This is a genomic window from Streptomyces sp. NPDC048383, from assembly GCF_040651775.1.
Lineage (GTDB): Bacteria > Actinomycetota > Actinomycetes > Streptomycetales > Streptomycetaceae > Streptomyces.
The window spans coordinates 23,079-47,230 of sequence record NZ_JBEZKS010000025.1; the positions used below are offsets into that span (position 1 = coordinate 23,079).

Here is a 24,152-nt window from a genome sequence, read left to right on the forward strand (position 1 = left end):
CACCAAAGGACGGCCCGGGCCCGCACCCTTAGGATCGAGGACATGACGTACAGCGGAGCGGTCAAGGTCGGCGGTCCGGCCGACGTGCACGAACTCGCGGACCTGATGATTTCCAAGGTCGCGGTGGGCCCCATGAACAACAACGCCTACCTGCTGCGCTGCCGGGCCACCGGCGAGCAGCTGCTGATCGACGCGGCCGCCGAGGCGGACACGCTGCTCGGCCTGATCGGTGACGACGGCATCGCGTCCGTGATCACCACCCACCGGCACGGCGACCACTGGGGCGCTCTCGCGCCGGTCGTCGAGGCCACCGGGGCGCGCACCTACGCGGGCGCCCTGGACGCCGAGGGCATCCCCGTCGGCACGGACGTGCCGGTCCAGGACGGGGACACGGTCAAGGTCGGCCGCGTCGAGCTGACCGCGCGCCACCTGGTCGGGCACACCCCCGGCTCGATCGCGCTGGTCTACGACGACCCGCACGGCCACCCGCACGTGTTCACCGGCGACTGCCTCTTCCCGGGCGGCGTCGGAAACACGAACGGCGACGCGCAGGCCTTCACCCGGCTCATCGACGACGTCCAGCACAAGCTCTTCGAGCAGCTGCCGGACGAGACCTGGGTCTACCCGGGCCACGGCAACGACACCACCATCGGCGCCGAGCGGCCGCACCTGGCCGAGTGGCGCGAGCGCGGCTGGTAGTCCCCGGCCGACCGCGGCCGATCACACCGGTGGGACAGGGACACCGGCGGGCGTCAATGCCGTGAGGCGATGCACTGCTTCCGGTCGATGATTCCCGAACGCATGTCCTGGGGGTGCGGGGTGGGGTAGTTGCTGCACCATGCGACACCACCCCTCCCCGCCCCCCTCCCCCACCGGCAGCGGCGGTCCGCCGTCGATGCTCAGGCTCGCCTCGGCGGCCCTCGCCGGCACCGCCATCGAGTTCTACGACTTCTTCGTCTACGGGACGGCCGCCGCCCTCGTCCTCGGCCCGCTCTTCTTCCCGTCCTTCTCGCCGCTCGCCGGCACCCTCGCCGCCTTCGCCACCTTCGGCGTCGGCTTCCTGGCCCGCCCCCTGGGCTCGGCCGTCTTCGGCCACATCGGCGACCGCCACGGACGCCGCCCGGTCCTGCTGGGCTCGCTGCTGCTCACCGGCCTGGCCACGGTGGCCGTCGGCTGCGTGCCCTCGTACGCCTCGATCGGCATCGCGGCGCCCCTCCTGCTGGTACTGCTGCGGTTCGTGCAGGGGTTCGGCCTCGGCGGTGAGTGGGGTGGGGCCGTCCTGCTGACCGCCGAGCACGCCCCGGAGGGCCGGCGGGGGCTGTGGTCGAGCTTCCCGCAGATCGGCCCGGCCGTGGGATTCCTGGCGGCCAACGGACTGATGCTGGCGCTGTCCGGCTCGCTCACCGACGCGCAGTTCGCCGCCTGGGGGTGGCGGGTGCCGTTCTGGGCCGCCGGACTGCTCGCGCTGGCCGGACTGTGGCTGCGCCGTTCCGTCGAGGAGACCCCGCAGTTCCGCGCGCTCGCCGAGACCGGCCGGCGGGCCGAGGCGCCGCTGGCCGAGGTCCTGCGCGGCCACTGGCGGCTGATCCTGCTGACGGGCGGGGCGCTGGCGGCCGCGTACGCCGTCTTCTACGCGGTCACCACCTGGGCCCTGGCCTATGCGACGACGGCCCTGCGCGTGGAGCGCACCGTGATGCTGGCCTGCGTGATGGTCGCCGTCCTCGTGATGGGCCTGGCCACCCCGGTGATGGCGGCGCTCGGCGACCGCTGGGGGCGCCGACCGCTGTGCCTGGCCGGCTGCGCGGCGAGCCTGCTGTGGATGGTGCCCTTCGTGGCCCTGCTGCGGACGGCGGACCCGGTGCTGATCACGTTGGGCTGCACGGTCGCGCTGCTGGGGATGGTGGCGATGTTCGCGGTGGTGGGCGCGTACCTGCCCGAGCTGTACGCGCCGCGGATCCGTTGCACGGGGGCCGCCGTCGGCTACAACCTTGGCGGGGTGCTGGGCGGGGCGCTGACGCCCGTGGTGGCGACCGCGCTGGCGGACGGTTCGGGTCCGCCCTGGGGCGTCGCGGTGTACCTGACGGCCCTCGCGCTGGTCAGCCTGGGGTGCTTCGCGCTGCTGCCGGAGACGAACCCGGCGATGACGGGCCCGCGCGGCGGCGCGGGTCTGCCGGCGCGAGCGGAAACGGGGGCGGCCGAAGCGGCCGCCCCCGTGTAGCCCCGTAGGGCAGGACCTACGCGTCGACGCTCTTGCTCTCCGGGTCGGCGGCGGCCTCGGTCGCCGCCTGCTTCTTCGAGGCGATGAGGCTGGTGATCGTGGTGATCACCAGGACACCGCAGATGACGCCCAGCGACACCGGGATGGAGATCTGCGGGACGTGGACCCCGGACTCGTGGAGGGCGTGCAGCACGAGCTTGACGCCGATGAAGCCGAGGATGACGGACAGGCCGTAGCTGAGGTGGACCAGCTTCTTGAGCAGGCCGCCGATGAGGAAGTACAGCTGGCGCAGACCCATCAGGGCGAAGGCGTTGGCCGTGAAGACGATGTACGGGTCCTGGGTGAGGCCGAAGATCGCGGGGATCGAGTCCAGCGCGAACAGCACGTCGGTGGTGCCGATGGCGAGCATGACGACCATCAGCGGGGTCATGATGCGCTTGCCGTTGCTCTGGATGAAGAGCTTCGTGCCGTGGTAGCGGTCGGCGACGCCGAACTTCTTCTCGACGGACTTCAGGAGGCGGTTCTCCTCGAACTCCTCGTCGTCCTCGTCCTTGCGGGCTTCCTGGATCAGCTTCCACGCGGTGTAGATCAGGAACGCGCCGAAGATGTAGAAGACCCAGGAGAAGCTGGCGATGATCGCGGCGCCGGCCGCGATGAAGATCGCGCGCAGCACCAGGGCGATCAGGACGCCCACGAGCAGCACGCGCTGCTGGAGGTGGGAGGGGACCGCGAACTTCGCCATGATCAGGACGAAGACGAAGAGGTTGTCGACGCTCAGTGACTTCTCGGTGATGAAGCCCGCGAAGAACTCCTGCGAGGCCTGACCGTTGCCGAAGAACCACAGGCCCAGGCCGAAGAGCGCGGCGAGGACGATCCAGACGATCGTCCAGGTGCCCGCTTCCTTGATCGAAACGTCGTGCGGTTTGCGGCCGATGAAGAAGTCGGCGCCGATGAGCAGGGACAGACCAAGAATGGTCAGGACCCACAGGGTCCAGGAAACTTCCACGGTGAACACGCCTCCGGCGGATGGCTCAGCACTTCGTCAGCGTCATCGCTGCCGGAGGTCTCTTCCACCCTGACGACCTGGAGGTCGCGGGCCGACGCCCCGGGTCCGACTGCGCTGGTGATCCGCAGTGGTCCGTATTGACGGGCACGCCGTAGCAGGAAAGCAGGAATACTCCCCTCCGCATGAACCAGGGTACCCGGCCTCCCCGCAAAAGGTAAAGGGAATACCAAGGACTGGTCAGCGGCTGGTCATCCACGGCTCCGTCGTGCCCGCACCATCCGCTCCAACGCCTGCTCCATGACGCGGCTCCCCGGGGGCGGGAAGTCGGGTGCGAAGGTCCAGGCGTGTTGGACCCATGGATCGGCCAGGTGGTTGTCCGGCACGGGGGACAGCCGCATGAGCGAGCGCCACAGCGGGTCCAGCAACGGCCCGTACGCGGAGGCCTCGTCCCGGTCCGCCACCATCAGCAGGTGCACTCCGACGGCCGGTCCCTCGTCGGCCAGGTAGCGCAGCTGGGTGACCGCGCGGTCGTCGAAGCCGTGCGGGAAGTCGTGGACGACGAGCAGCTGCTCGGCCCGGTCCACGTCCGGCGGCAGCTCTTCCGGCGCTCCGGCCCGCAGGGCCATCTGTACGAGGTCCACCCGGCGGGTCAGCCCCGCCAGCGTCCCGGTGACGCCGGCCGCTCCGGAAGCCGGCGGCGAGGCCAGGACGCCGGCCTTCACCAGCGGGGCCAGTGAGGCCGCGCCCGCCCCGGCGGCGTCGATGACGTGGACGGAGAACCGGCCGGCGGGCTGGACCGCGAGCAGTCGCACCGTGTGGGCGACGGCCATGTCCATGGCGGCCCGGCGCAGCCGGTCGGTGTCCATGGCCATGGCGGCCTCGGAGCCCGTGCGGCCGTTGTCTATCCACAGGCCGCGCTCCAGCGGGAACCGCATGAGCATGGGGATCCGCAGATCGGGCCGCTCGGGCAGGCTCAGGTCCCCGAGGCGCAGGGCCAGGGGAGCCTCCTCCGGAACGAGCCGGCCGTGCCAGACCGGGTTGTCCCAACGGGCGTACGCGGCCGGCAGCGCGGGCTCGACCACCTCCAGCTCGGCGGCCAGCTGCACGAGGTCGCGATCCAGGACGGCGCGGGCCCGGGCGACCAACTCGTCGCGGCGGGCCCGGGCGGTGTCGCGGGCGGCGTTGCCCGAGCCGCCGAGGCGGTGGCGGGGGTCGGACAGGGCGTCGTCGAGTTCGCGGTCCAGCCGCGCGTCGGCGAAGTCGACGGCGCCGCGGTAGGCGGCGACGGTACGGGCCAGGTCCTCGAACATCCCCCAGACCTGGTTGTAGAGCCGCTCCTCCAGGGACCAACCGGCGGCGTCCCCGGCGACGGGGCGCGGCGGCTGTCCGGGCTCCGCGGCCGGCGCGGGGCGGGGACCGGGCTCGGGCGGTTCCGTGCTGGTGCGACGACGACGCGGGTGGGCGTAGTCGATGGGGGGCGGCCCCCCGAGGGTGTCACCGGGGGCCTGCGCCCGGCCGGGCGGGCCGGCGTACGGGGCCGCGGGGGGCGCGAGCGACTCCGGCGGCCCGGGAGCGGGCGTGCCGGGCGCCGGGACGGCGTCCTGCGGCACGGTGTCCCGCAGGGCCGGGTCCTGGCGGGCGGTGTCCCGGGGCGGGGCGTCCCCGGGTCCGCTCAGGTCACGGACCTGGGTGGGCACGGCCGCCAGGGTGCGGTCGGCGTCGTCGAGCGGGCCGGTGGCCCCCAGGACGGCCGCGGCCAGCGCGACGGCCTGCGCCTCGGGCAGTCCGGCGTCGGTGAGCAGGGTGGGCAGGCCGGTGGCGTACCCCTGGCCGACGGCCCGGACCTTCCAGGCGCCCTGGCGCCGGTACAGCTCCAGGGCGACCACGGCCGTCTCGGCGTCGAGCCCGGTCAGGGTGAAGCAGGCCAGCTCCGCGCCGCCGCCCTCGGCGGCGACCGCCACGTAGGGGGCCGGGACCGCCCCGAAGCGGACCGCGCCGCCCGGCGGCAGGGCGAGCACGACCGCGACCCGGTGGACGTCGGCGTCGACCGCGTCCAGGTCGACGGTCAGGGCGTGCCGCTCCGCGGCGACCCCGGGGACGCCGAGTCCGGGTCGGGCCGGGGCGGCCGGGTGCGCGAGCGCCTCCGGGCCGGCGAGCCGGCCCTGTTCGTCGGCGAGCGCGGCCAGGGCCAGGACGGGCGCGCCCGCCGAGACCCTGACCTCCACCCGGCTCCGGGACACGGGGTGGTTCTGCCCCCGGACCAGTTCGGCCGTCATCGTGCAGCCCTCCCCCGTGCCTTCTTCGTACGCGTGGTGCTTACAGGTGCGGCAGGATCGACGGCATGAGGTCCTGGAAGGTCCGGCCGTTGGCCGGGTTGCCGAGGGCCGTCATCTGCCAGCCGGTGCCGGCCCGGGACACCTTCGCCATGATCTGCGCGGTGTACTGGCCGCCGCCGTCGAGGGTGTACCGGGCCAGTTCCTGGCCGTTGGTCTCGTCGACGATGCGGCAGAACGCGTTCTGCACTTCCTGGAAGGTCTGGCCGGTGAACGAGTTCACCGTGAAGACGATCTGGTCGATGTGCACCGGCACGCGCTGGAGGTCGACGAGGATCGCCTCGTCGTCCCCGCCCTGCCCGACGCCGCCGACGAGGTTGTCGCCGGTGTGCCGGACCGAGCCGTCGTCGCTCTGCAGGTGCCGGAAGAACACCACGTCTACGGGCTGCTTGTCGGCGAAGAGCACCGCCGACGCGTCCAGGTCGATCTCCCGGGTCCGCGAACCGAACAGTCCCCGGCGCTTGGCCGCCTGCCAGCCGAGGCCCATGCGGACCGCGGTCAGCGTGCCGCCGTCCGCCTTCTGCAGACTGATGGCCTGACCCTTGGTCATGTTGACCGTCACGCGCTGTCCCCTCTCCATAGCCCGCCCCGATAACGGGTGCGCAGCGTGTACCTGCGGCTGATACCCAACCCTACTGACCGCCCCCGGGTCAGGCGAGACCCGCTTCCTTCATCTGGCGAAGCTCCTTCTTCAGCTCCCCGACCTCGTCTCGCAGTCGGGCCGCGACCTCGAACTGCAGCTCGGCCGCCGCGCCCCGCATCCGGTCCGTCATCTGCTCGATCAGCGCGGCCAGTTCAGCGGCCGGGCGGTCGGTGAGCACCTCGGCGCCCTTGGCCCCCTTGCCGCCCTTCGCGGCCTTGCCGGGGACCGCCTTGCCGCCCAGCGCGGGCACGGGCGCCTTGGCCCCCTTGCCCTCCTTGGCCTGCCGGTAGCCGGTTCCGAGCAACTGTTCGGTGTCCAGTTCCTCGCGGGCGATGGTGGCGACGATGTCGTTGATCTTCTTGCGCAGCGGCTGCGGGTCGATGCCGTGGGCGGTGTTGTAGGCGATCTGCTTCTCGCGGCGCCGGTTCGTCTCGTCGATGGCCTTCTCCATCGCCGGGGTCATCTTGTCCGCGTACATGTGGACCTGACCGGAGACGTTGCGGGCCGCGCGGCCGATCGTCTGGATGAGGGAGGTCCCCGAGCGCAGGAACCCCTCCTTGTCGGCGTCGAGGATCGCCACGAGCGACACCTCGGGCAGGTCGAGGCCCTCGCGCAGCAGGTTGATGCCGACGAGGACGTCGTACTCGCCGGCGCGCAGCTCGCGCAGCAGCTCGATGCGGCGCAGGGTGTCGACGTCGCTGTGCAGGTAGCGGACCTGGATGCCCAGTTCCAGGAAGTAGTCCGTGAGGTCCTCGGACATCTTCTTGGTGAGGGTCGTGACCAGGACCCGCTCGTCCTTCTCGACGCGGGCGCGGATCTCGTGCACCAGGTCGTCGATCTGGCCCTCGGTGGGCTTGACGACGACCTCGGGGTCGATGAGGCCGGTGGGGCGGATGATCTGCTCGACGAAGCCGTCACCGCGCGAGAGCTCGTACTTGCCCGGGGTGGCCGACAGGTAGACGGTCTGGCCGATCCGCCCCTGGAACTCCTCCCACTTCAGCGGCCGGTTGTCGAGCGCGGACGGCAGTCGGAAGCCGTGATCGACCAGGGTCCGCTTGCGCGAGGCGTCGCCCTCGTACATGGCGCCGATCTGGGGCACGGTGACGTGCGACTCGTCGATGACGAGGAGGAAGTCCTCGGGGAAGTAGTCGATGAGGGTGTTGGGGGCGGAGCCGCGCTCGCGGTCGTCCATGTGCAGCGAGTAGTTCTCGATGCCGGAGCAGGACCCGATCTGGCGCATCATCTCCAGGTCGTACGTGGTGCGCATGCGCAGCCGCTGGGCCTCCAGCATCTTGCCCTGCTTCTCCAGCTCCGCGAGGCGCTCGGTCAGCTCGGCCTCGATGCCGCGGACCGCCTTCTCCATGCGCTCGGGACCGGCGACGTAGTGGCTGGCGGGGAAGACGTACAGCTCGCGGTCCTCGCTGATGACCTCGCCGGTCAGCGGGTGCAGGGTGGAGAGGGCCTCGATCTCGTCGCCGAACATCTCGATGCGGACGGCGAGTTCCTCGTAGACCGGGAAGATCTCGATGGTGTCGCCGCGCACCCGGAAGGTGCCGCGGGTGAAGGCGACGTCGTTGCGCGTGTACTGGATGTCGACGAAGCGGCGCAGCAGCTGGTCCCGGTCGATCTCCTCGCCGATCTTGAGGGAGACCATCCGGTCGACGTACTCCTGCGGGGTGCCGAGGCCGTAGATGCACGACACGGAGGCGACGACGATCACGTCGCGCCGGGTCAGCAGCGAGTTCGTCGCGGAGTGGCGCAGCCGCTCGACCTCCTCGTTGATCGAGGAGTCCTTCTCGATGTAGGTGTCCGACTGCGGTACGTAGGCCTCGGGCTGGTAGTAGTCGTAGTACGAGACGAAGTACTCGACGGCGTTGTTCGGCAGGAGCTCGCGGAACTCGTTCGCCAGCTGGGCGGCGAGGGTCTTGTTCGGCGCCATCACCAGGGTCGGGCGCTGAAGCTTCTCGATCATCCACGCCGTGGTCGCCGACTTTCCGGTGCCGGTGGCACCGAGCAGTACGACGTCCTTCTCACCTGCGCGAATGCGCTTCTCCAGCTCGGCGATGGCCGCCGGCTGGTCGCCACTGGGCTGGTAGGGGCTGACGACCTCGAAAGGCGCCACCGTGCGTTCGATCTTCGATACGGGCCGCATGGGTCAACCGTACGGCCCCCCACTGACAGCGGCGCGGGTCCGGCCCGTTTGTCGAGGTCCGGCGGCGGCGCGGCGATCTCCGTCCCCGTGATCCGCGGTGCCCGGGCCCGGCCGTGCCGTGCTCGGCGGTGCCGTGATCGGCGGTGCCGTGATCGGCGGTGCCCGTGCTCGGCCGTGCTCGGCCGTGCCGTGATCGCCGTGGAATCAACCCTCCGGGGTACATCGCCGCAACGTCCGGCGCCCCGTCCCCGTTTGACGGCGGGGCACGGCTCACGCGCCTCCGGACCTTTCCGACCCTCCCCTCCCCACCCGAGGAGAACGCCGATGTACGTCGTCCGACCCGCCGCCGCGGCCGCCGCCGCATTCCTGGGACTCGCCCTGAGCGTGCTGTGCGGGACGGTCGCCTCGGGCGTCCCCGACCCGGGCCCCGCGGCCCCCGCCGCCGGACCGGGGCCGTCGGGCGCGGGCGGCCCCGCCGTGTACGCGCACCGGGGGGCCTCGGCCTACGCCCCCGAGAACACCCTCGAAGCGATCGACCTGGCGCGGAGGCTGGGCTTCGACTGGGTGGAGAACGACGTCCAGCGCACCCGGGACGGCGAGCTGGTGGTGATCCACGACGACACCCTGGCGCGCACCACGGACGTGGAGGAGGTGTTCCCCGACCGGGCCCCGTGGCGGGTCCGGGACTTCACGGCGGACGAGATCGCCCAGCTGGACGCGGGGAGCTGGTTCGACGACGGCCGCTGGACGGGGGCCCGGGTGCCGACGCTGCGCGCGTACCTGGACCGGGTGCGGATGAACCAGCAGCGGCTGCTGTTGGAGATCAAGAAGCCGGAGTTCTACCCGGGGATCGAGGAGCAGACCCTGGAGGTGCTGGACGAGGCCGGCTGGTTGGACGAGCGGCACGTCGCGGACCGTCTGGTGGTGCAGAGCTTCAGCGCCGACGCGGTCCGCGCCGTGCACGACCTGCGCCCCGACCTCGCAACGGCGTTCCTCGGCACCCCGGCGGTGACCGACCTGCCGCGCTACGCCGAGTTCACCGACCGGATCAACCCCCTGCACTCCACCATCTCGGCGGACTGGGTGGCGGCCGTGCACGCCCTGTCGGGCGCCCACGGCAGGGCCATGGAGGTGGACACCTGGATCGTGGACGACGCGGCCACGGCCCGCAAGGTCCAGGACATGGGCGTCGACGGGATCATCACGAACGCCCCCGACGTGGTGCGCGAGGCGGTCGGCGGGTTCTGAGCCCCGCCACGGGCTCGCGGACGGCCCGGGAGCCCGTCCGCGGCCGATCCTCCCGGAGACCGGCCGCGTTGTCGGTGCGGGGCCGTACGGTGGACGCGTGGACAGCATCGAGCAGCCCCGCGGGCCGCACCTCGAATGGACCGTCGTCGCCAGTGACATCGGTCCCCTGCTCCTGGCCGCGACCCCCGAGGGGCTGGTCCGGGTCGAGTTCCATGCCGGATCCGACCGGGCCGACCGGATGATCGGCGCGCTGGTCTCGCGGCTCGGCGCCGACGCCGTGCGCCCCCGGCCGGGCGCGGAGGTGCTGCTGGCGGAGCCCATACGCCAGCTGGAGGCCTACTTCACCGGTGCGCTGCGGCGCTTCGAGCTGCCGCTGGACTGGCGGCTCAGCTCGGGCTTCAACCGGCAGGTGCTGCTGGAGCTGGACCGGACGGTGCCCTACGGATCGGTCGTCGGGTACGGGGAGCTGGCCGCCCGCGCCGGCCGGCCGGGGGCGGCACAGGCCGTGGGCAACGCCATGGGGTCGAACCCGCTGCCGCTGGTGGTGGCCTGCCACCGGGTCGTGGAGAACGACGGCGGCATCGGGGGCTTCGGGGGCGGCGTGGAGACCAAGCGGGTCCTGCTCGCGCTGGAGGGCGTACTTCCGCAGCCCCTGTTCTGACCGGTGCGCCGTACGGCCTTCTGACCTGTGCCTTCGGGTTCCGGCGGGCCCGGCGCCCGGCCGGGGCGGCGGGCCGATACCCGGTTCCCCCGCGCGGTGGCGGGTGGGACACTTCGCCCGTGACGACTCCTGCCGCATCAGGCCTCACCCCCCGCGTCCCGCCCCCGCGTCAACCACGGGGGTGTCCGGCGTGAGCGTCACTCCCGGGGCGGCGGCCCCCTCCCGCGTCCCCGCCGGGAAGGGCGGGCCGGTCGACCCGGCCGCGCTGCCGCGGATCCGGCGCAGGATCTCCGGCGTCCTGATCGGTTCCCAGGCGATCGGCGGGCTCGGCGTACCGATCAGCATCGCCCTGGCTCCCGTACTGGCCACCGAGATCAGCGGGACCGAGGCGCTGTCCGGTTTCGCCTCCACCGCGGCGGTGATCGGCACCGCCCTGGTCTCGTTGCCGCTGGCCGCTCTGATGACCGCGAAGGGTCGACGGCCCGGGCTCGTCCTCGGGTACGCCGTCGGCGCGCTCGGCGCGGGCCTCGTGGTGCTGGCCGCCTCGATCAAGAGCTTCCCGCTCCTCATGATCGGCATGGCCGCCTTCGGCGCGGCGTCCTCCGCGAACCTCCAGGCCCGGTTCGCCGCCGCCGACCTCGCGGAGCCCGACCACCGGGCCCGCGCGATCTCCGTGGTCGTGTGGGCCTCCACCGTCGGCGCGGTGCTCGGCCCCAATCTGTCGGCACCGGCCGGCGACAGCTTCGCCGGCACCTCCATACCCCAGACGGCCGGTCCGTTCGTATGGGCCGCCGCCGTCTTCCTCCTGACCGGCACGCTGCTCGGCGTGTTCCTGCGGCCCGATCCGCTGCTGACGGCCCGGGCCCTGGCCCCGGCCTCGGAGCAGGGCCGTCAGGGGCGTTCGCTCCGTGCCGGGTTCGCCGCCGTCAAGGCCTCGCCGCGGGCCCGTCTCGCCCTGGTGACGGTGGCGGTGTCGCACACCACCATGGTCTCGATCATGGTGATGACCCCGGTCGACCTGGGCCACCACGGCGCCGACCTGCGCTTCATCGGCCTGGTCATCAGCGGCCACCTCGCCGGGATGTTCGCCTTCTCCCCCGTCATGGGTTGGCTCGCCGACCGCCTCGGCCGGCTCACCGTGATCGGCTTGGCGGCCGGTCTGCTGTCCGTCGCCGCCCTCCTCGCCGGCACCGCCCACGGCAGCCACACCCGCAGCGCCCTCGGCCTCTTCCTGCTCGGGCTGGGCTGGTCCGCGGGCATGGTCGCCGGGTCCGCGCTGCTGACCGACTCGGTGCCGCAGCCCGCACGGGCCGCCGTCCAGGGCCTGAGCGACCTGACGATGAACACCACCGCCGGCGTCGGCGGCGCCGCGTCCGGCCTGATCATGTCCCAGGCCGGCTACGGCTGGCTCAACGCCATCGGGGCCGCGCTGCTGCTGCCCATGGCCGCGCTGGCCCTGTTCACGGCGCGGCGCCACCCCGGTCCCGTCAAGGACCGGGCGGCGGAGGACGGGGCGGCAGCGGCGGACGCGTAGGGCCCGACGGTCGGCTCGTGCGGGGCTCAGCAGTTGATGTGGTACGCCTTGCGCAGCGTCTCGTGGACGGTCCAGGTGGTCCGGTCGCCCTCCCGCAGCACACAGGCCGAACCGGGGCCCACCTCCAGGGTGGCGCCGCCCTCGACCTCGACGGTGGCGCGCCCGCTGACGACGACGAACAGCTCGTCCGCCTCGGTGTCGGTGACCACGCCGGGCGTGATCTGCCAGATGCCCCGGATCTGCGAGCCGTCCGCGGACTCCCACAACACCTTGCCTGTCACCACGGGCGTGCCGGAGACGATCTGGGCCGGGTCGAGCTCCTCGGTCTCCAGCTCGGCGTCGGGTACGTCGGCGACGGAAACCGCGAAGGAGGCGGGGGCGGCGGGGCTGTGGTCATCGGTGCTCATGGCGCGTCAGCCTAGGGCCGGGCCGGCGGGCGCGGGGTGTTCAAAGCGTCCAGTGTGGGCCGCGCGGACGCGTCATTGCGTCGAGCGGGTGTGCGGCACCGGCCGCCGGGCCCCCAGTACGGGCTGGTGGAAGCCGGTGGCGGCCGGCAGGTGCAGGACGGGCTCGCCGAAGCCGGCCTCCCGCAGGTACCGGGCCGTCTCCTCCTCCGGCAGGGCCCAGTAGGTGGCCCCCCAAGGTGTGCGTGGTCCAGGTCCCGCCGGACGGCAGCAGTTGGAACAGCTCGACGTCGTACCGCTCCCCGTCCGGGTGCCAGTGCCACAGCTGGAAGGTGATCGTCCGTCCGTCGGGCCCGTTGTGCACGTGCGGGGCCTCGCTCGTGGGCCGGGTGCGGCGCAGGGCCGTGTAGGGGCGGGTGGAGAGCAGGAGCAGGCCGCCCGGGCGCAGCACCCGCCGGGTTTCGGCCAGAGCGGCGCGGACGTCCTGGGCGGTCAGCAGGTGCGGCAGGGCGTTGTCGGCGCACACCACCGCGTCGAAGGAGGCGTCCGCGAACGGCAGGGCCCGCATGTCGGCCGCCGCGACGGGCAGCGCGAGGCCCCGGGCGGCTGCCTCGCGGGCGGCTCGGGCGGCGGCCCGGGGGCTGAGGTCGGTGCCCGTGACCCGGTGGCCCAGCCGGGCCAGGCCCACCGCCTGGGTACCGATCCCGCAGGCGTCGTCCAGCACGGTGTGCGGGCCGGGCCCGAGGGAGGTGGTGAGCAGGGCGTCCAGGGCCCGGCCCTGCCGGGTGGTGCTCGCGTCCCAGTCCGCGTACATGAGGTCGTAGCGGTCGGCGAGTTCGTCGTAGAAGCCGCGCGTGTTCATGGGGGCACGCTACTCGGACAGGTTCGCGCCGGAGCGGGGACAGCGCGTTTGGGGGCACGAACGACGTGCCATGGATGGGGACATGCCACAGCACGGAGCAGCCGAGGTCCCGGTCCTGTCGGAAGAGGTACGCGAGGCGCTCGACGCCGGGCGGCCCGTCGTCGCCCTGGAGTCGACGATCATCGCGCACGGCCTGCCCCGCCCCCGCAACCTGGCGGTGGGGCTGGAACTGGAGTCCCTGGTACGGGCGGAGGGCGCGATTCCGGCGACCGTCGCGGTGCTCGACGGGGTGGCGTACGCGGGCCTCGACAAGGCCCGTCTGGAGCGGATCGCCTCGGATGACGACGTGCGCAAACTCGGTCACCGGGACCTGGCTCCGGCGCTGGCGACGGGCGCGAGCGGGGCGACGACGGTGTCGGCGACGGCCCTGCTCGCAGCGCGGGCCGGGTTGCGGGTGTTCGCCACGGGCGGGCTGGGCGGGGTGCACCGGGAGTGGGCGCGGTCGCTGGACGAGTCGGCGGACCTGTCGTTGCTCGCCCGGACCCGGATCACGGTGGTGTGCGCGGGGGTGAAGTCGATCCTGGACGTGCCGGCGACGCTCCAGCGGCTGGAGACCCTGGGGGTGGGGGTGCTCGGCTACGGCACGACCCGGTTCCCCGGCTTCTACCTGTCCGACTCGGGCGAACCGGTGGACTGGACGGTGGACCGGCCGGAGGAGGTGGCCGAGGTGATGGCCGCTCAGGACGCCGTCGGAGGGCCGGACTCCGCCCTGCTGGTCGCCAACCCGGTTCCGGAGGCGCGGCAGTTGGATCCGGAGCTGCACGACCGGGTCCTGACCGAGGCCCTCACCGAGTGCCGGGAGCGGGGCATCACGGGGCAGGCCGTGACGCCGTTCCTCTTGGGGTTCCTGGTGCGGGCGACGGGCGGCGCCTCGCTGGAGGCGAACCTGGCGGCGGTACGGGGCAACGTACGGCTCGGGGCCCGCATCGCGCGGGCCTGGGCGGCGCGGCCGTGACCGGCGCACCGGGGGCCCTGCTGGTGGTCGGGGACGTGGTCACGGACGTCGTCGCGGTGCACGGCGAACCCCTGGCCCCGGCCACCGACACCACCGCCCGGATCCGCACGCTGCCGGGCGGGGCGGGCGCCAACGCCGCCTGCTGGGCGGCCCGTACGGGAACGGCGGAGGTGCGCCTCCTCGCGCGGGTGGGGTGCGAGTCGGCGCGCTGGCACGAGCGGGCGCTGGTCGACGCGGGGGTGCGGCCCCGGCTGGTGATCGACCGGTCGGAGCCGACGGGGACGGTCGTGGCCCTGGTCGGCAAGGACGCCGAACGCACCTTCCTGACCGACAGCGGGGCCTCCTTGCGCCTGTGCCCCGCCGACTGGGCGCCGGCCCTGCTGGACGACGCCGCGCACCTGCACCTGTCGGGGTACCTGTTCTTCGCCGACTCCAGCCGGGAACTGGCCCTGGTCGCGCTGCGGGCGGCCCGCACGCGGGGCGTGCCGGTCAGCGTGGACCCCGCGTCGGCGGGGTTCCTCGCCGCGCTGGGGCGGGAGCGGTTCCTGGCCGCCGTCGCCGGGGTGGGCGTACTGCTGCCCAACGAGGACGAGGCCCGGCTGCTGGCCGGCCTGCCGGAGCCGGCCGGGCCGGCGCGGGCTGCCGAGGAGCTGAGCCGGCGGGCGGCGCTGGTGGTGGTGACGCTCGGCGCGGGCGGGGCCCTGGTCGCCGAGGGCGGCCGGATCACCGCCGAGGTCGGGGCGGAGTCCGTCGAGGCGGTGGACTCCACCGGTGCCGGGGACGCGTTCACCGGCGGTTTCCTCGCCGCCCGGCTGGCCGGCGCGGACCCGGTGGAAGCGGCCCGCGCGGGCTGCCGGACGGCGGCCCTGGCGGTCGGCCGGCTGGGCGGCCGGCCCGTGTAGGACGACGCGGACGGGGGCGGTTCGGGCCGCTGTGACGGCCCCCGCCCCCACGTCCGTCCGCTCAGTCCGGCAGGCCGGTCCAGGCCGGGTGGCGCGGGTCGTCCGCCTTTACCAGGACGTCGGCGGCCGTGGCCGGGCCGGTCTCCCGCGCGTAGCGGGCGAAGGCCGGCAGCGTCCAGCGTTCGGATTCCTCGGTGCGGCGGGCGAGCGCCCCGGGCGAGAGGCCGATGTGCACGCTGAGGTCGAAGGGGAACCAGTGCCCCAGCAGGAGCGGCCCGTGCACGATCAGCACGGCGCCCGGAGCGAGTTCGACGTAGGGGCTGCGGGTGGCCCGGTCGGTGACCGGGTCCCACAGGTCGGGCAGCACCCGCCCGCTGCCGCCGGGGTCGGTCGGGCCGAAGACCTCGCGCCACAGGGCGCCGGTGTCGTACCAGCCGCCGAGGTAGGAGTCGACGTCGTGGCGCCCGTACTCGAAGCGGAGCGACGCAGGCCGCAGGAAGCCGGCGACGGCCACGACCAGGACCGTACGGCCGCGCAGGCGCAGGGCGTCGGCGAGGTGACCGGCCAGGACGTCGGTCGCGGCGGCGGGCGCGCCGTCGATGCCGACGCGCTGCCAGGTCCCCGGTGCGGGGTCGTCGGCGGGGGTGTCGAGGTGGGCGGCCAGCCGACCGGCCAGCTGCTGCCAGGTGATCGCTTGGAGCTGCACCCGCCCATTGTCAGTGGCGGGGCCTAGTTTTTTCCACGAAGGGATCACCGGTGGACAGGAGCCGGCGGCCCGGCTCTGAGAAGGGGTCTGTCATGGCTCGGGAGACGACGTACCTGGAGCTGTCGCAGGACGACGGCGCGGCGCACAAGTTCTACGAGGTGACGGTGGAGGGCACCGTCGTCTCGGTGCGGTACGGACGCATCGGCGCCGAGGGCCAGTTGCAGAGCTCCTCCTTCCCGACGCCCGAGAAGGCCCGGGCGGCCGCCGCGAAGAAGGTCGGCGAGAAGGTCCGCAAGGGGTACGCGCCCGCCGTGCGGGGCGGGCGCGCCGCCCGCTCGGTGACCCGCCGCCAGGTCGCGTCGGCGCCGTCGACGGCGCGCGCCGTGGCCCCGGTGCTGTGGCGCTTCCGTACCGGCTCCTCGGCGTTCGGGATCCACGTGGACGAGGACCGCTGCTGGGTCGGCAACCAGGCCGGCGACGTCTACACGGTGAGCCACGGCGGTGAGGTGCTGGCCCGCTACTCGCTGCCGGACGGGGTGAAGTGCCTGGTCGCGGACGACTTCTGGATATACGCGGGGTGTGACGACGGCACGGTGTACGACCTGTCGTCGAAGGTCCCGTTCGGGGCGTACGGCATCGCGGCGGACGTGGACATCTACTGGCTCGACATCCACGAGGGCGTGCTGAACGTCTCGGACGCGAACGGCGGCCTGACGGTCATCGACCACGAGGACGAGCACCAGTGGTCGCGGAAGTCCTCCGGGGGCGGGGCGTGGATGGTCCGGGCGGACGAGCGGGCGGTCTACCACGGTCACGGCAACGGCGTGACGGCGTACGCGGCGGACGGTACGGGTGAGTTGTGGCACACGAGGACCCCGGGCGGGGTCCTGTTCGGCTGGCAGGAGGAGCACTCGGTGTACGCGGGAACGGTGCGCAACACCGTGCAGCGGCTGTCGAAGGCGACGGGCGCGGTCGAGGCCTCGTACCCGTGCGACGCGGCCGTGTACTCCTGCGCGACCTCGCCCGACGGGCGGCACGTGTTCGCGGGTGACTCCTCGTCCTCGGTGTACTGCTTCGACGCCGATGGGCGCCGGCTGTGGAAGCTCGGGACGGGCGGCGGTTCCGCGCTGTCGATGCAGTACCTGGACGGGCGGCTGTACCTGGTCACCACGGACGGTTCGTTGGTGTGCGTGGACGCGAGCGAGGCGGCGATCGCGGCCGCCCAGCAGGGTTCCGTCCCCACCGCGTTGGACGTGAAGTCGGCGGCGGCCCTGCCGGTCTTCGTCCCGGCGGCCTCGGCCGCGGCGGTGGCGACGGTCTCGCGGGCCTCGGTGCCGATCGGCGGTGTCGTGGTCGAGTGCGTCCAGCAGGGGGCCCGGATGCGGGTGCAGGTGATCTCCGAGGGCTTCGACGCGGGGTGGCACGTCCAGTTCCCGCGCGGCATCCGGGAGGTGGGGGCGCGGTACGTGGTGGACGGGCTGCACCCGGCCGCCGGCGGTTTCTACCGGGTGCGCGGGGAGATCCGCCGCCTGGTCTGAGCGGGGGCCCCGGGGGCTTGAGGGGAAGGGGGCGGCGCCGGGCGGGTGCGGTCGGTGTCCGTGGTGGACGGGGGTCTCCACGGACACCGGCCCGACCCGCCCGGCGGCGTACCCGCGGCCGGCTCAGGGGGAGTGTTCGGGGCAGCCGCAGGGGGTGGCGTCGAGCGGGGCCGGCACGGATATGGCGAAGGGGGCGTCCTGCGGGAGGGCGCAGGTCACGTGGAGGACGATCGCCTCGCTGCCGAAGTTGCGGCCGAGGTGGACGTGTCCGAGGCCCTCCGGCTCCACGAAGGTGTCGCCGACGGTGTGCACCTCGACGGTGTCGTCGTCGAGGATCCGCGTCAGGGTTCCGGCCTTGACCACCGCCATCAGCGGCACCAGGTGGTAGTGCCAGCCGGTGCAGCCGCCGGGCGCTATGACGACTTCCCGGCGCACGAGGTCCGAGGACGTCGCCCTCGGGCGCCTCGCCATCGCCTGTCGTCCGCCCATGCGCCCTCCCCCACGGGCCCCTCGCGGCCCACCCGATCCACGTCACGGTAGGAGGACATCATGACGGCGGGAAACAGTTGATGAAAGGCTAACAACCTATCTGTACAAGGTGATATACGCACCGGTCAGCGGTATCACCCCTGTATGAGCCTCGTCGTTTTCGAGTCACCGAAGCAGATCCACTGCGCGGACTGCCGGCAGGGCCCGCTGCGGCACCTCGTCCGGGAGGCGGGCGTGCCCCGCTGTCTGCACTGCGCGGACCTCGGGCACCTCGTCTACCTGCCGCGCGGCGACGCGGCGCTCACCCGGCGGGCCCGGGAGGCCAGTTCGCTGTCGGCCGTCGTCGTACGCCGGCACCAGCGCCGCCGCCGCTACGAACGACAGGGCCTGCTCGTCGAGGAGGCGGCGCTGGCACGCGCCGAGCGGTCCTGCCTGGCGGACGCCGACGCGCGGGCCCGCCGTCGAGAACGCGACCGGCTGCGGCGGGCCGCCGAGGACGTACGGTTCACGGCCGCGTTCGGCGCCGAGATCCTGCGGCTGTTCCCCGGGTGTCCCCCGGACCGGGCGCGGGACATCGCCGCGCACGCCTCGCTGCGCGGCAGCGGCCGGGTGGGCCGCAGCGCGGCGGGCCGGGCCCTCGACGAGTTGGCGGTGTCCGTGGCGGTCCGGGCGGCCGTGCGGCACACCGACACCGAGTACGACGCGCTGCTGATGGCGGGGGTCCCCCGCTTCGCCGCCCGGGCCCGGCTCGCGGAGCGGATCGACGCGATCCTGGACGGCTGGCGGGCCTGGCCGTAAGCCCCGGGCCGGGGCGGCGAACGAGGGCGTCCGTGGCGCGTGGACCGGGCGGCGGGCGGGCTCGGCCGTGACTCCGGGCCGGGGGCCGGCGGCGGGCGGGGGTCGGATCCCGCGGCCCGGGCCGGCCGGCAGGATCCGTACGGGCGCTCTAGTGGAAGCGGAAGCGGCGGTAGAGCAGTGCGCCGCCCAGGAGGAGCCCGCCGCCGGCCGGCAGCAGGTAGCCGAGGCCGTCGGAGCCGGTGTGGGCGAGCGCCGAGACGTGGCGCGGCGGCGCGGGCGGGGCGGGCGGGGCGGGCGGCGTCACCGGCCTCGGCGCGACGGGCGGGGTGACGGGCGTGACCGGGGTGACGGGCGCGACCGGCTGCGGCGGCTTGCCCCCGGTGGGGGTCTGCCCGTTGACCGAGGTGTTGCCGTGGGAGCTGTTGCCGATCCCGACCACGTTCACCGAGTTGCCGCTGAGGTTGAGCGGGAGCTCGACGGGGAGCTGGATGCCGTTGCCCGACAGGATTCCGGGGGAATCCTTCGAGCCGCCCCGGGCCACCGCTCCGCCGCCGTTGGCCGCCCCGGAACCGGTGGTGGCTGCCCGGTCCGACGGGCCGGCGGACCGCGACCCGGGATTCCCGCCCCCGGGTGAGGCATTCGTACAGCGGTTGCCGGCGGCGGAGTTGAGGACGCCGATGACGCTCACCGTGTTCCCGCACACGTTGACCGGGGTGTGCACGGGCAGTTGCACCAGGTTTCCCGACAGGATTCCGGGCGAACGCTCGGCGCTCCCGCCCGCTTCCGCATCGGCGTGGGCCAGACCGCCCACCCCCGCGACCGCCAGTCCACCGCTCGCGACCATCGCCGCGATCAAGCCGTTCCGACGACTGTGACGCATCAGATTTCCTGTCTTCCGGAGGGATTGAGGGGCATTGCCCCCACACCGGTGAACAACGCCGTAAACCCATTCGGGTTATAGAGGCGGTAGGCATTTCACTCCATCGTGTACTGGGTAGTGCCTACTTCATGACGGAACGACCGCTGCTCCTGCTCGACGTGGACGGCCCCCTCAATCCCTTCCGCTCCCCCTTCGCCTCGCTGCGCGGGTACACGAGCCATCGGATGCGACCGGACGTCTGGCTCTCCTACCGCGACCCCGATTCGCGTGCCGCCCGGCGCGGGGCCCGGGTCCGGCTCCACCCGTCCCACGGGGCGCACCTGTTGGGCCTGCCGTTCGAGATCGTCTGGGCCACTGCCTGGACCCACCAGGCCAACACCATGATCTCCCCGCACGTCGGTCTGCCGAGCGACCTGCGGGTCGTCGAATGGCCCGCGATGTTCGCCCGGGACCCCGAGGGGCTGTCCTGGAAGACGCGGGCGCTCACCGAGTGGGCGGCGGGCCGCCCCTTCGCCTGGGTCGACGACATGATCACGTCGCGGGACCGGGCCTGGGTCGCGGAACACCACCCGGCTCCGGCGCTGCTCCTGAAGGTGCTGCCCCGACACGGGTTGCGGGCGCGGGACTTCGCCGCGTTGACCCGGTGGGCGGGTGGGCTCAGCGGGACAGCGCCGTGACCGGGTCCGCGGAGGGCGCGGCGGTCGGCCACCAGTCCTCGTCGTCGACACGGGACTCGTAGGCGTACCAGAGGCCCTCGCGGCTGAGGCGGAGCTGACGGCTGCGGTCGGTGAGGCGGTTGCGTTCGGGCCGGAAGGCGCCCAGTCCGGCGGCGATGAGCGCCGGGCGGGCCCGGTCGAAGGGGCCGGCCGGCGGGTCCCAGGGCTCGTCGAGGACGGTGAGCGCGGGCAGGCCGCCCTGCCGCCAGGCCGCGGCGGCCCGGGCGAGTTCGGTGGTGGAGCGGCCGGTGGCCCGCGCGAGGTCGCGGTAGAGCCGCCGGGCCGGACCGGTGAGCCCCGCGGTGTGGTGGGCCGAGGCCAACCGGACGGCGTCCTGCCACAGGGTGAGCCGCCCCGTCGGGTCGGTACCCGTGGTGAGCAGCGCGAGGGCGCGGGCGGCGGCGTCGGTGGCGAGTTGGTCCAGGGCCAGCGGGTCCGGGGCGCCGGGGTCCGCCGGGTAGGCGGGCGGCAGGCCGACGGTCGCGGGCGGCGCGAGCGGGGCGGGCAGCGGGGGCAGGACGGTACGGGCCACCGCCGCGCGGGCGGGCACCCCGGGGAAGTCCGGGGCAGTGTCGGGCTGTTCGCGGGCGGCATGGGCGGCGTTTCGACGGGCCAGCTCGTCGAGGAGCTCCCGCTCGCCCCGGCCGCGCAGCAGGAGCAGGACGAACGGGTCCTGGTCGAGGAGCCGGGCCGCCCGGTAGCAGAGGGCCGCGGCGTGCTTGCAGGGCGGCCGGGCCGTGTCGGGGCAGGAGCAGCGCGGTACGAGCTCGCCGGCCCCGGGCAGGATGCTCTCCGCGAGCGATTGCGGAACTTCCCGTTCCAGCAGGGCCGCGAGGGCGGCCGGATCCGCCGCCACCGCCTCCAGGAGCCGCGCCCAGTCAGCGTCCGCGAAGGCGGCCAGCGACAGTTCGGTGCGGTACGGGCGGGCCCTGCTGCCCCGGACGTAGGCGACGATCCGGCCGGGGGTGACGGTGACCGCCTCGACGTGACCCTCGGTCGCGTACGTACGACCGCGCGCGAGCCGGGCCGCGTCGTGGGCGCGGGCCTCCAGGGCGGCGACCCAGGCCTGCCCCCACCAAGTCGCGGCCTCCACCCCGGCCGGCACGGTCTCGAAGGTGCGGCGCCGGTCGTCCCGTGCGGTGATCATGCGGGCCTCCGCAGCGAGACCAGGTCGGCCAGTTCGCGGTCGGTCAGTTCGGTCAGGGCGGATTCGCCGGAGCCGAGGACGGCGTCGGCGAGGGCTCGTTTGGCTTCGAGGAGTTCGGCGATGCGGTCCTCGACGGTGCCCTCGGCGATGATCCGGTGCACCTGGACGGGTTGGGTCTGGCCGATGCGGTAGGCGCGGTCGGTGGCCTGTTCCTCGACGGCCGGGTTCCACCAGCGGTCGAAGTGCACGACGTGCCCGGCGCGGGTCAGGTTCAGGCCGGTACCGGCCGCCTTCAGCGACAGCAGGAAGACGGGTACCTCCCCGGACTGGAACCGGTCGACGAGTTCCTCGCGGCGCGGGACGGGCGTCCCGCCGTGCAGGAACTGGTGGGAGATGCCCCGGGCCGCGAGGTGCCGCTCGATGAGCCGGCCCATCGTCACGTACTGGGTGAACACCAGCACCGCGCCGCCCTCGGCGAGGATCGTGTCCAACAGCTCGTCCAACAAGGCGAGTTTGCCCGACCGGTGCGGGATCCGGGGCGGCTCCTCCTTCAGGTACTGGGCGGGGTGGTTGCAGATCTGCTTGAGCGAGGCCAACAACTTCATGATCATGCCGCGCCGTTCGATGCCCTCGCTCGCCTCGATCACGGCCATCGCCTCCTCCACCGCCGCCTGGTAGAGGGACGCCTGCTCGCGGGTCAGGGACACCGGATGGTCGGTCTCCGTCTTCGGCGGCAGCTCCGGCGCGATCCCCGGGTCGGACTTCTTGCGCCGCAGCAGGAACGGCCGCACCAGCGCGGCCAGCCGGGCCACCGCCGCCTCGTTGCCGCCGTCCTCCTCCTGCTGGTGCTCGACCGGCCGGGCGTGCCGGGCACGGAAGGCGGTCAGGGGGCCGAGCAGCCCCGGGGTCGTCCAGTCGAGCAGGGCCCACAACTCGGACAGGTTGTTCTCCACCGGGGTCCCGGTGAGCGCGACGCGGGCCGGCGCCGGAATCGTCCGCAGGGCCTTCGCCGTCGCCGAATGCGGGTTCTTCACGTGCTGTGCCTCGTCGGCGACGACCATGCCCCAGCTCTGCCCGGAGAGCCGGGCGGCGCCCGCGCGCATGGTGGCGTACGTGGTGAGGACGAAGCCGCCGTCGACGCCGTCGAGGGTGCGGCTGCCACCGTGGAAGCGGCGTACGGGCGTGCCCGGCGCGAACCGCTCGATCTCGCGCTGCCAGTTGCCCAGCAACGAGGCCGGGCAGACGACGAGGGTGGGCTCGGGACGGTCCCGGTGCAGGTGCAGGGCGATGAGGGTGACCGTCTTGCCCAAGCCCATGTCATCGGCGAGGCATCCGCCGAGACCGAGCGAGGTCATCAGGTCCAGCCAGGCCAGCCCCCGCAGCTGGTAGTCCCGCAGGGTCGCCTTCAGAGCGGCGGGCGGTGCGATCGGGGGCAGGTCCCCGGTCAGCCGGTCCCGCAGCGCGGCCAGCGCGCCCACCGGAACAGCGGGTACCGGCTCCCCGTCGACCTCGGCCGTCCCGCTCAGGACCGTGGCCAGCGCGTCCACCGGGTCCAGCAGCCCCAGCTCGCGCTTGCGGGCCTTGCGCACCAGCGCCGGATCGACCCGCACCCACTGGTCGCGCAGCCGCACCACCGGCCGGTGCGCCTGGGCCAGGGCGTCCATCTCGCCCGGCGTGAGCCGGTCGCCGCCCAGCGCCAGCTCCCAGGAGAAGGCGAACAGCCCCGCCGCGTCGAAGAAGGCGGTGCCGTCGGTGGCGGAACCCGGCGCCGTGGACCGGACGACGGCGGTCGCCGACAGCGTACGAGCCAACTCGCGCGGCCAGTGGACCAGCACTCCGGCCGCCGCGAGCCGGGGCGCGACGGCGCCCAGCAGGTCCTCCAACTCCGGGTCCGAGAGCGCGAGGGCGTCCGGCACCGGCTGGTCGAGCAGGCGCAGCAGCGGCGGCCAGATCCGGGCGGCGCGGCGCAGCGCGAGCACGGCGTCGATCCGGGCGCGCGGCCCGAACGCGGCGGCGGACGCTCCGGCCCACAGCAGGCCGGCATCGGTCACCAGGGTCGGATCGGCGAGGCTGTGGACCTGGACGACGGCGGCGCCCGCCCGGCGCACGTCCTGCGGCTCCGCCTCGTCGAACAGGCGGAACGACGACAGGTCGAGCCGTAGCGAGATGCCCACCCCGGCGTCGGCGCCGGCGGCGACCTGCGCGGCCCACTCCTGTATCCCCGGCACCCGTTGCGGCTCCCGCGCGGCGAACGGCCGGCCGGCGGCGAAGGGCGCGGCCGGGGTCCGGGGCAGCGTGTCGGCGACGGCGTCGAGGAAGGCCCGTACCAGGGCCTCCGGTTCGGGCAGCGTCAGCGGGCGGCGGCCCGCGAGCGGGGTGGCGTACCCCTCGTAGGGCAGGGCGGCGGCGACGGCGCGCAGGTGCCCCACGTCCTGCGCGTCGAGCGGCCCGGCCCGCCAGGCGTCGATGCCCTCGGGGGTGACACCGGGCAGCAGGCGGCCCCGCGCCACCAGGGACAGCGCCTGGGCGGCGGCGGTGCCCCAGGCCCGGGCCGCGGGCGAGGCGGCGGCGCCGGCGCCGCGCGGCGCGTGGACGAGAACGGCGAGGGCCTCGGTGACGGACAGCGCGACGGCGGGAACGGTACGAGTGCGGACCCCGTCACCGTGCGGCCGGACCACCTGGAGCGCAAGCGGGCTCCCGGCTTCGGGCAGCGGGTCCCCGGTCGGGCTCCAGAAGGCGACCCGCCCCTCACGGGGCACGGCGGCCGGGAGGAACACGGCGGCGCACCGGAGCAACGACGCCACCGACTGCGGCTGCGGCTGCGGTCGGCCTTGCGCTTGGGTGCGCGTCTGCGATTGCGATTGCGTTCGCGTCTGCGGCTGCGTTCGCGGGTGCGGCAC

General features: G+C 73.8%; 20 protein-coding genes and 1 pseudogene. 10 read left to right on the plus strand and 11 right to left on the minus strand.

The genetic code is table 11. The features are described from left to right. Nucleotides 1–42 precede the first annotated feature (42 nt). Nucleotides 43–699 carry an MBL fold metallo-hydrolase gene (locus tag AB0D46_RS18825; protein WP_362878703.1) on the plus strand — a complete coding sequence of 219 codons (657 nt, stop codon included), beginning with the start codon at nt 43–45 and terminating at the stop codon, nt 697–699. 196 nt (nt 700–895) lie between these two features. Further along, nucleotides 896–2,218 (plus strand): MFS transporter, encoded by a 1,323-nt coding sequence (locus tag AB0D46_RS18830; protein ID WP_362878821.1) that lies wholly within the window; start codon nt 896–898, stop codon nt 2,216–2,218. Nucleotides 2,219–2,234: 16 nt separating this feature from the next. On the opposite strand, the gene AB0D46_RS18835 is transcribed toward AB0D46_RS18830, so the two are convergent. The 4 genes from AB0D46_RS18835 to uvrB all read right to left on the minus strand — a co-directional run bounded on the left by AB0D46_RS18835 (nt 2,235) and on the right by uvrB (nt 8,352). After that, a complete protein-coding gene (locus AB0D46_RS18835; RefSeq protein ID WP_362878705.1) occupies nt 2,235–3,224 on the minus strand; it encodes a TerC family protein in 990 nt (329 codons plus the stop codon). Between the two features lie 248 nt (nt 3,225–3,472). Next, the gene (locus tag AB0D46_RS18840; protein ID WP_362878707.1) at nt 3,473–5,500 is read right to left on the minus strand and encodes a TerD family protein; all 2,028 of its coding nucleotides are present in this window, start codon (nt 5,498–5,500) and stop codon (nt 3,473–3,475) included. A 40-nt stretch (nt 5,501–5,540) separates the two neighbouring features. Further along, complete coding sequence (locus AB0D46_RS18845) at nt 5,541–6,119, minus strand: TerD family protein (RefSeq protein WP_362878708.1); 579 nt, start codon at nt 6,117–6,119, stop codon at nt 5,541–5,543. 88 nt (nt 6,120–6,207) lie between these two features. After that, nucleotides 6,208–8,352 carry an excinuclease ABC subunit UvrB gene (uvrB, locus tag AB0D46_RS18850; protein ID WP_362878710.1) on the minus strand — a complete coding sequence of 715 codons (2,145 nt, stop codon included), beginning with the start codon at nt 8,350–8,352 and terminating at the stop codon, nt 6,208–6,210. A 324-nt stretch (nt 8,353–8,676) separates the two neighbouring features. Here uvrB and AB0D46_RS18855 point away from each other — a divergent pair, with 324 nt between their 5' ends. The 3 genes from AB0D46_RS18855 (at nt 8,677) to AB0D46_RS18865 (ending at nt 11,795) form a co-directional block, all read left to right on the plus strand. Beyond that, a complete protein-coding gene (locus AB0D46_RS18855; RefSeq protein WP_362878712.1) occupies nt 8,677–9,600 on the plus strand; it encodes a glycerophosphodiester phosphodiesterase family protein in 924 nt (307 codons plus the stop codon). A gap of 97 nt (nt 9,601–9,697) precedes the next feature. Then, nucleotides 9,698–10,261, plus strand: coding sequence for a methylated-DNA--[protein]-cysteine S-methyltransferase (locus tag AB0D46_RS18860; RefSeq protein ID WP_362878713.1), 564 nt, complete (start codon nt 9,698–9,700; stop codon nt 10,259–10,261). 265 nt (nt 10,262–10,526) lie between these two features. Further along, a complete protein-coding gene (locus tag AB0D46_RS18865) occupies nt 10,527–11,795 on the plus strand; it encodes an MFS transporter (protein WP_362878823.1) in 1,269 nt (422 codons plus the stop codon). 26 nt (nt 11,796–11,821) lie between these two features. On the opposite strand, the gene AB0D46_RS18870 is transcribed toward AB0D46_RS18865, so the two are convergent. Beyond that, nucleotides 11,822–12,202 carry a cupin domain-containing protein gene (locus AB0D46_RS18870; RefSeq protein ID WP_362878715.1) on the minus strand — a complete coding sequence of 127 codons (381 nt, stop codon included), beginning with the start codon at nt 12,200–12,202 and terminating at the stop codon, nt 11,822–11,824. A 72-nt stretch (nt 12,203–12,274) separates the two neighbouring features. After that, nucleotides 12,275–13,061: pseudogene (locus AB0D46_RS18875) on the minus strand (class I SAM-dependent methyltransferase). Between the two features lie 82 nt (nt 13,062–13,143). On the opposite strand from AB0D46_RS18875, the gene AB0D46_RS18880 reads away from it, so the two are divergent. Beyond that, a complete protein-coding gene (locus AB0D46_RS18880; protein WP_362878717.1) occupies nt 13,144–14,076 on the plus strand; it encodes a pseudouridine-5'-phosphate glycosidase in 933 nt (310 codons plus the stop codon). Beyond that, a complete protein-coding gene (locus tag AB0D46_RS18885) occupies nt 14,073–14,978 on the plus strand; it encodes a PfkB family carbohydrate kinase (protein ID WP_362878719.1) in 906 nt (301 codons plus the stop codon). Before AB0D46_RS18880 ends, AB0D46_RS18885 begins: the two co-directional genes overlap by 4 nt. A 61-nt stretch (nt 14,979–15,039) precedes the next feature. On the opposite strand, the gene AB0D46_RS18890 is transcribed toward AB0D46_RS18885, so the two are convergent. Further along, entirely contained in the window at nt 15,040–15,684 is a 645-nt protein-coding gene (locus AB0D46_RS18890; protein ID WP_362878721.1) for a uridine kinase, read from the minus strand. Nucleotides 15,685–15,776: 92 nt separating this feature from the next. Here AB0D46_RS18890 and AB0D46_RS18895 point away from each other — a divergent pair, with 92 nt between their 5' ends. Further along, nucleotides 15,777–17,222 (plus strand): WGR domain-containing protein, encoded by a 1,446-nt coding sequence (locus tag AB0D46_RS18895; RefSeq protein WP_362878723.1) that lies wholly within the window; start codon nt 15,777–15,779, stop codon nt 17,220–17,222. Nucleotides 17,223–17,345: 123 nt separating this feature from the next. On the opposite strand, the gene AB0D46_RS18900 is transcribed toward AB0D46_RS18895, so the two are convergent. Next, entirely contained in the window at nt 17,346–17,711 is a 366-nt protein-coding gene (locus AB0D46_RS18900; RefSeq protein ID WP_362878725.1) for a hypothetical protein, read from the minus strand. 144 nt (nt 17,712–17,855) lie between these two features. On the opposite strand from AB0D46_RS18900, the gene AB0D46_RS18905 reads away from it, so the two are divergent. Beyond that, nucleotides 17,856–18,509, plus strand: coding sequence for a DUF2293 domain-containing protein (locus AB0D46_RS18905; RefSeq protein WP_362878727.1), 654 nt, complete (start codon nt 17,856–17,858; stop codon nt 18,507–18,509). A gap of 148 nt (nt 18,510–18,657) precedes the next feature. Here AB0D46_RS18905 and AB0D46_RS18910 read toward each other — a convergent pair whose 3' ends face one another. After that, complete coding sequence (locus tag AB0D46_RS18910) at nt 18,658–19,389, minus strand: chaplin (protein WP_362878729.1); 732 nt, start codon at nt 19,387–19,389, stop codon at nt 18,658–18,660. Nucleotides 19,390–19,517: 128 nt separating this feature from the next. On the opposite strand from AB0D46_RS18910, the gene AB0D46_RS18915 reads away from it, so the two are divergent. Further along, nucleotides 19,518–20,066, plus strand: a complete 549-nt coding sequence (locus AB0D46_RS18915) for a hypothetical protein (protein ID WP_362878731.1) — start codon at nt 19,518–19,520, stop codon at nt 20,064–20,066. On the opposite strand, the gene AB0D46_RS18920 is transcribed toward AB0D46_RS18915, so the two are convergent. Beyond that, on the minus strand, nt 20,047–21,252 hold the full coding sequence (locus tag AB0D46_RS18920) for an SWIM zinc finger family protein (protein ID WP_362878733.1): 1,206 nt from the start codon (nt 21,250–21,252) through the stop codon (nt 20,047–20,049). The two genes, AB0D46_RS18915 and AB0D46_RS18920, sit on opposite strands and share 20 nt — an antisense overlap. Then, nucleotides 21,249–24,056 (minus strand): DEAD/DEAH box helicase, encoded by a 2,808-nt coding sequence (locus AB0D46_RS18925; RefSeq protein ID WP_362878735.1) that lies wholly within the window; start codon nt 24,054–24,056, stop codon nt 21,249–21,251. The genes AB0D46_RS18920 and AB0D46_RS18925 overlap by 4 nt, the downstream gene beginning before the upstream one ends. Nucleotides 24,057–24,152 lie beyond the last annotated feature (96 nt).

Coding starts and splice junctions, on each gene's coding strand:
- AB0D46_RS18895 (WP_362878723.1), top strand. CDS start 15,777: ATGGCTCGGGAGACGACGTACCTGGAGCTGTCGCAGGACGACGGCGCG.
- uvrB (WP_362878710.1), bottom strand. CDS start 8,352: ATGCGGCCCGTATCGAAGATCGAACGCACGGTGGCGCCTTTCGAGGTC.
- AB0D46_RS18855 (WP_362878712.1), top strand. CDS start 8,677: ATGTACGTCGTCCGACCCGCCGCCGCGGCCGCCGCCGCATTCCTGGGA.
- AB0D46_RS18825 (WP_362878703.1), top strand. CDS start 43: ATGACGTACAGCGGAGCGGTCAAGGTCGGCGGTCCGGCCGACGTGCAC.
- AB0D46_RS18880 (WP_362878717.1), top strand. CDS start 13,144: ATGCCACAGCACGGAGCAGCCGAGGTCCCGGTCCTGTCGGAAGAGGTA.
- AB0D46_RS18920 (WP_362878733.1), bottom strand. CDS start 21,252: ATGATCACCGCACGGGACGACCGGCGCCGCACCTTCGAGACCGTGCCG.
- AB0D46_RS18830 (WP_362878821.1), top strand. CDS start 896: ATGCTCAGGCTCGCCTCGGCGGCCCTCGCCGGCACCGCCATCGAGTTC.
- AB0D46_RS18840 (WP_362878707.1), bottom strand. CDS start 5,500: ATGACGGCCGAACTGGTCCGGGGGCAGAACCACCCCGTGTCCCGGAGC.
- AB0D46_RS18915 (WP_362878731.1), top strand. CDS start 19,518: ATGACGGAACGACCGCTGCTCCTGCTCGACGTGGACGGCCCCCTCAAT.
- AB0D46_RS18870 (WP_362878715.1), bottom strand. CDS start 12,202: ATGAGCACCGATGACCACAGCCCCGCCGCCCCCGCCTCCTTCGCGGTT.
- AB0D46_RS18900 (WP_362878725.1), bottom strand. CDS start 17,711: ATGGGCGGACGACAGGCGATGGCGAGGCGCCCGAGGGCGACGTCCTCG.
- AB0D46_RS18905 (WP_362878727.1), top strand. CDS start 17,856: ATGAGCCTCGTCGTTTTCGAGTCACCGAAGCAGATCCACTGCGCGGAC.
- AB0D46_RS18910 (WP_362878729.1), bottom strand. CDS start 19,389: ATGCGTCACAGTCGTCGGAACGGCTTGATCGCGGCGATGGTCGCGAGC.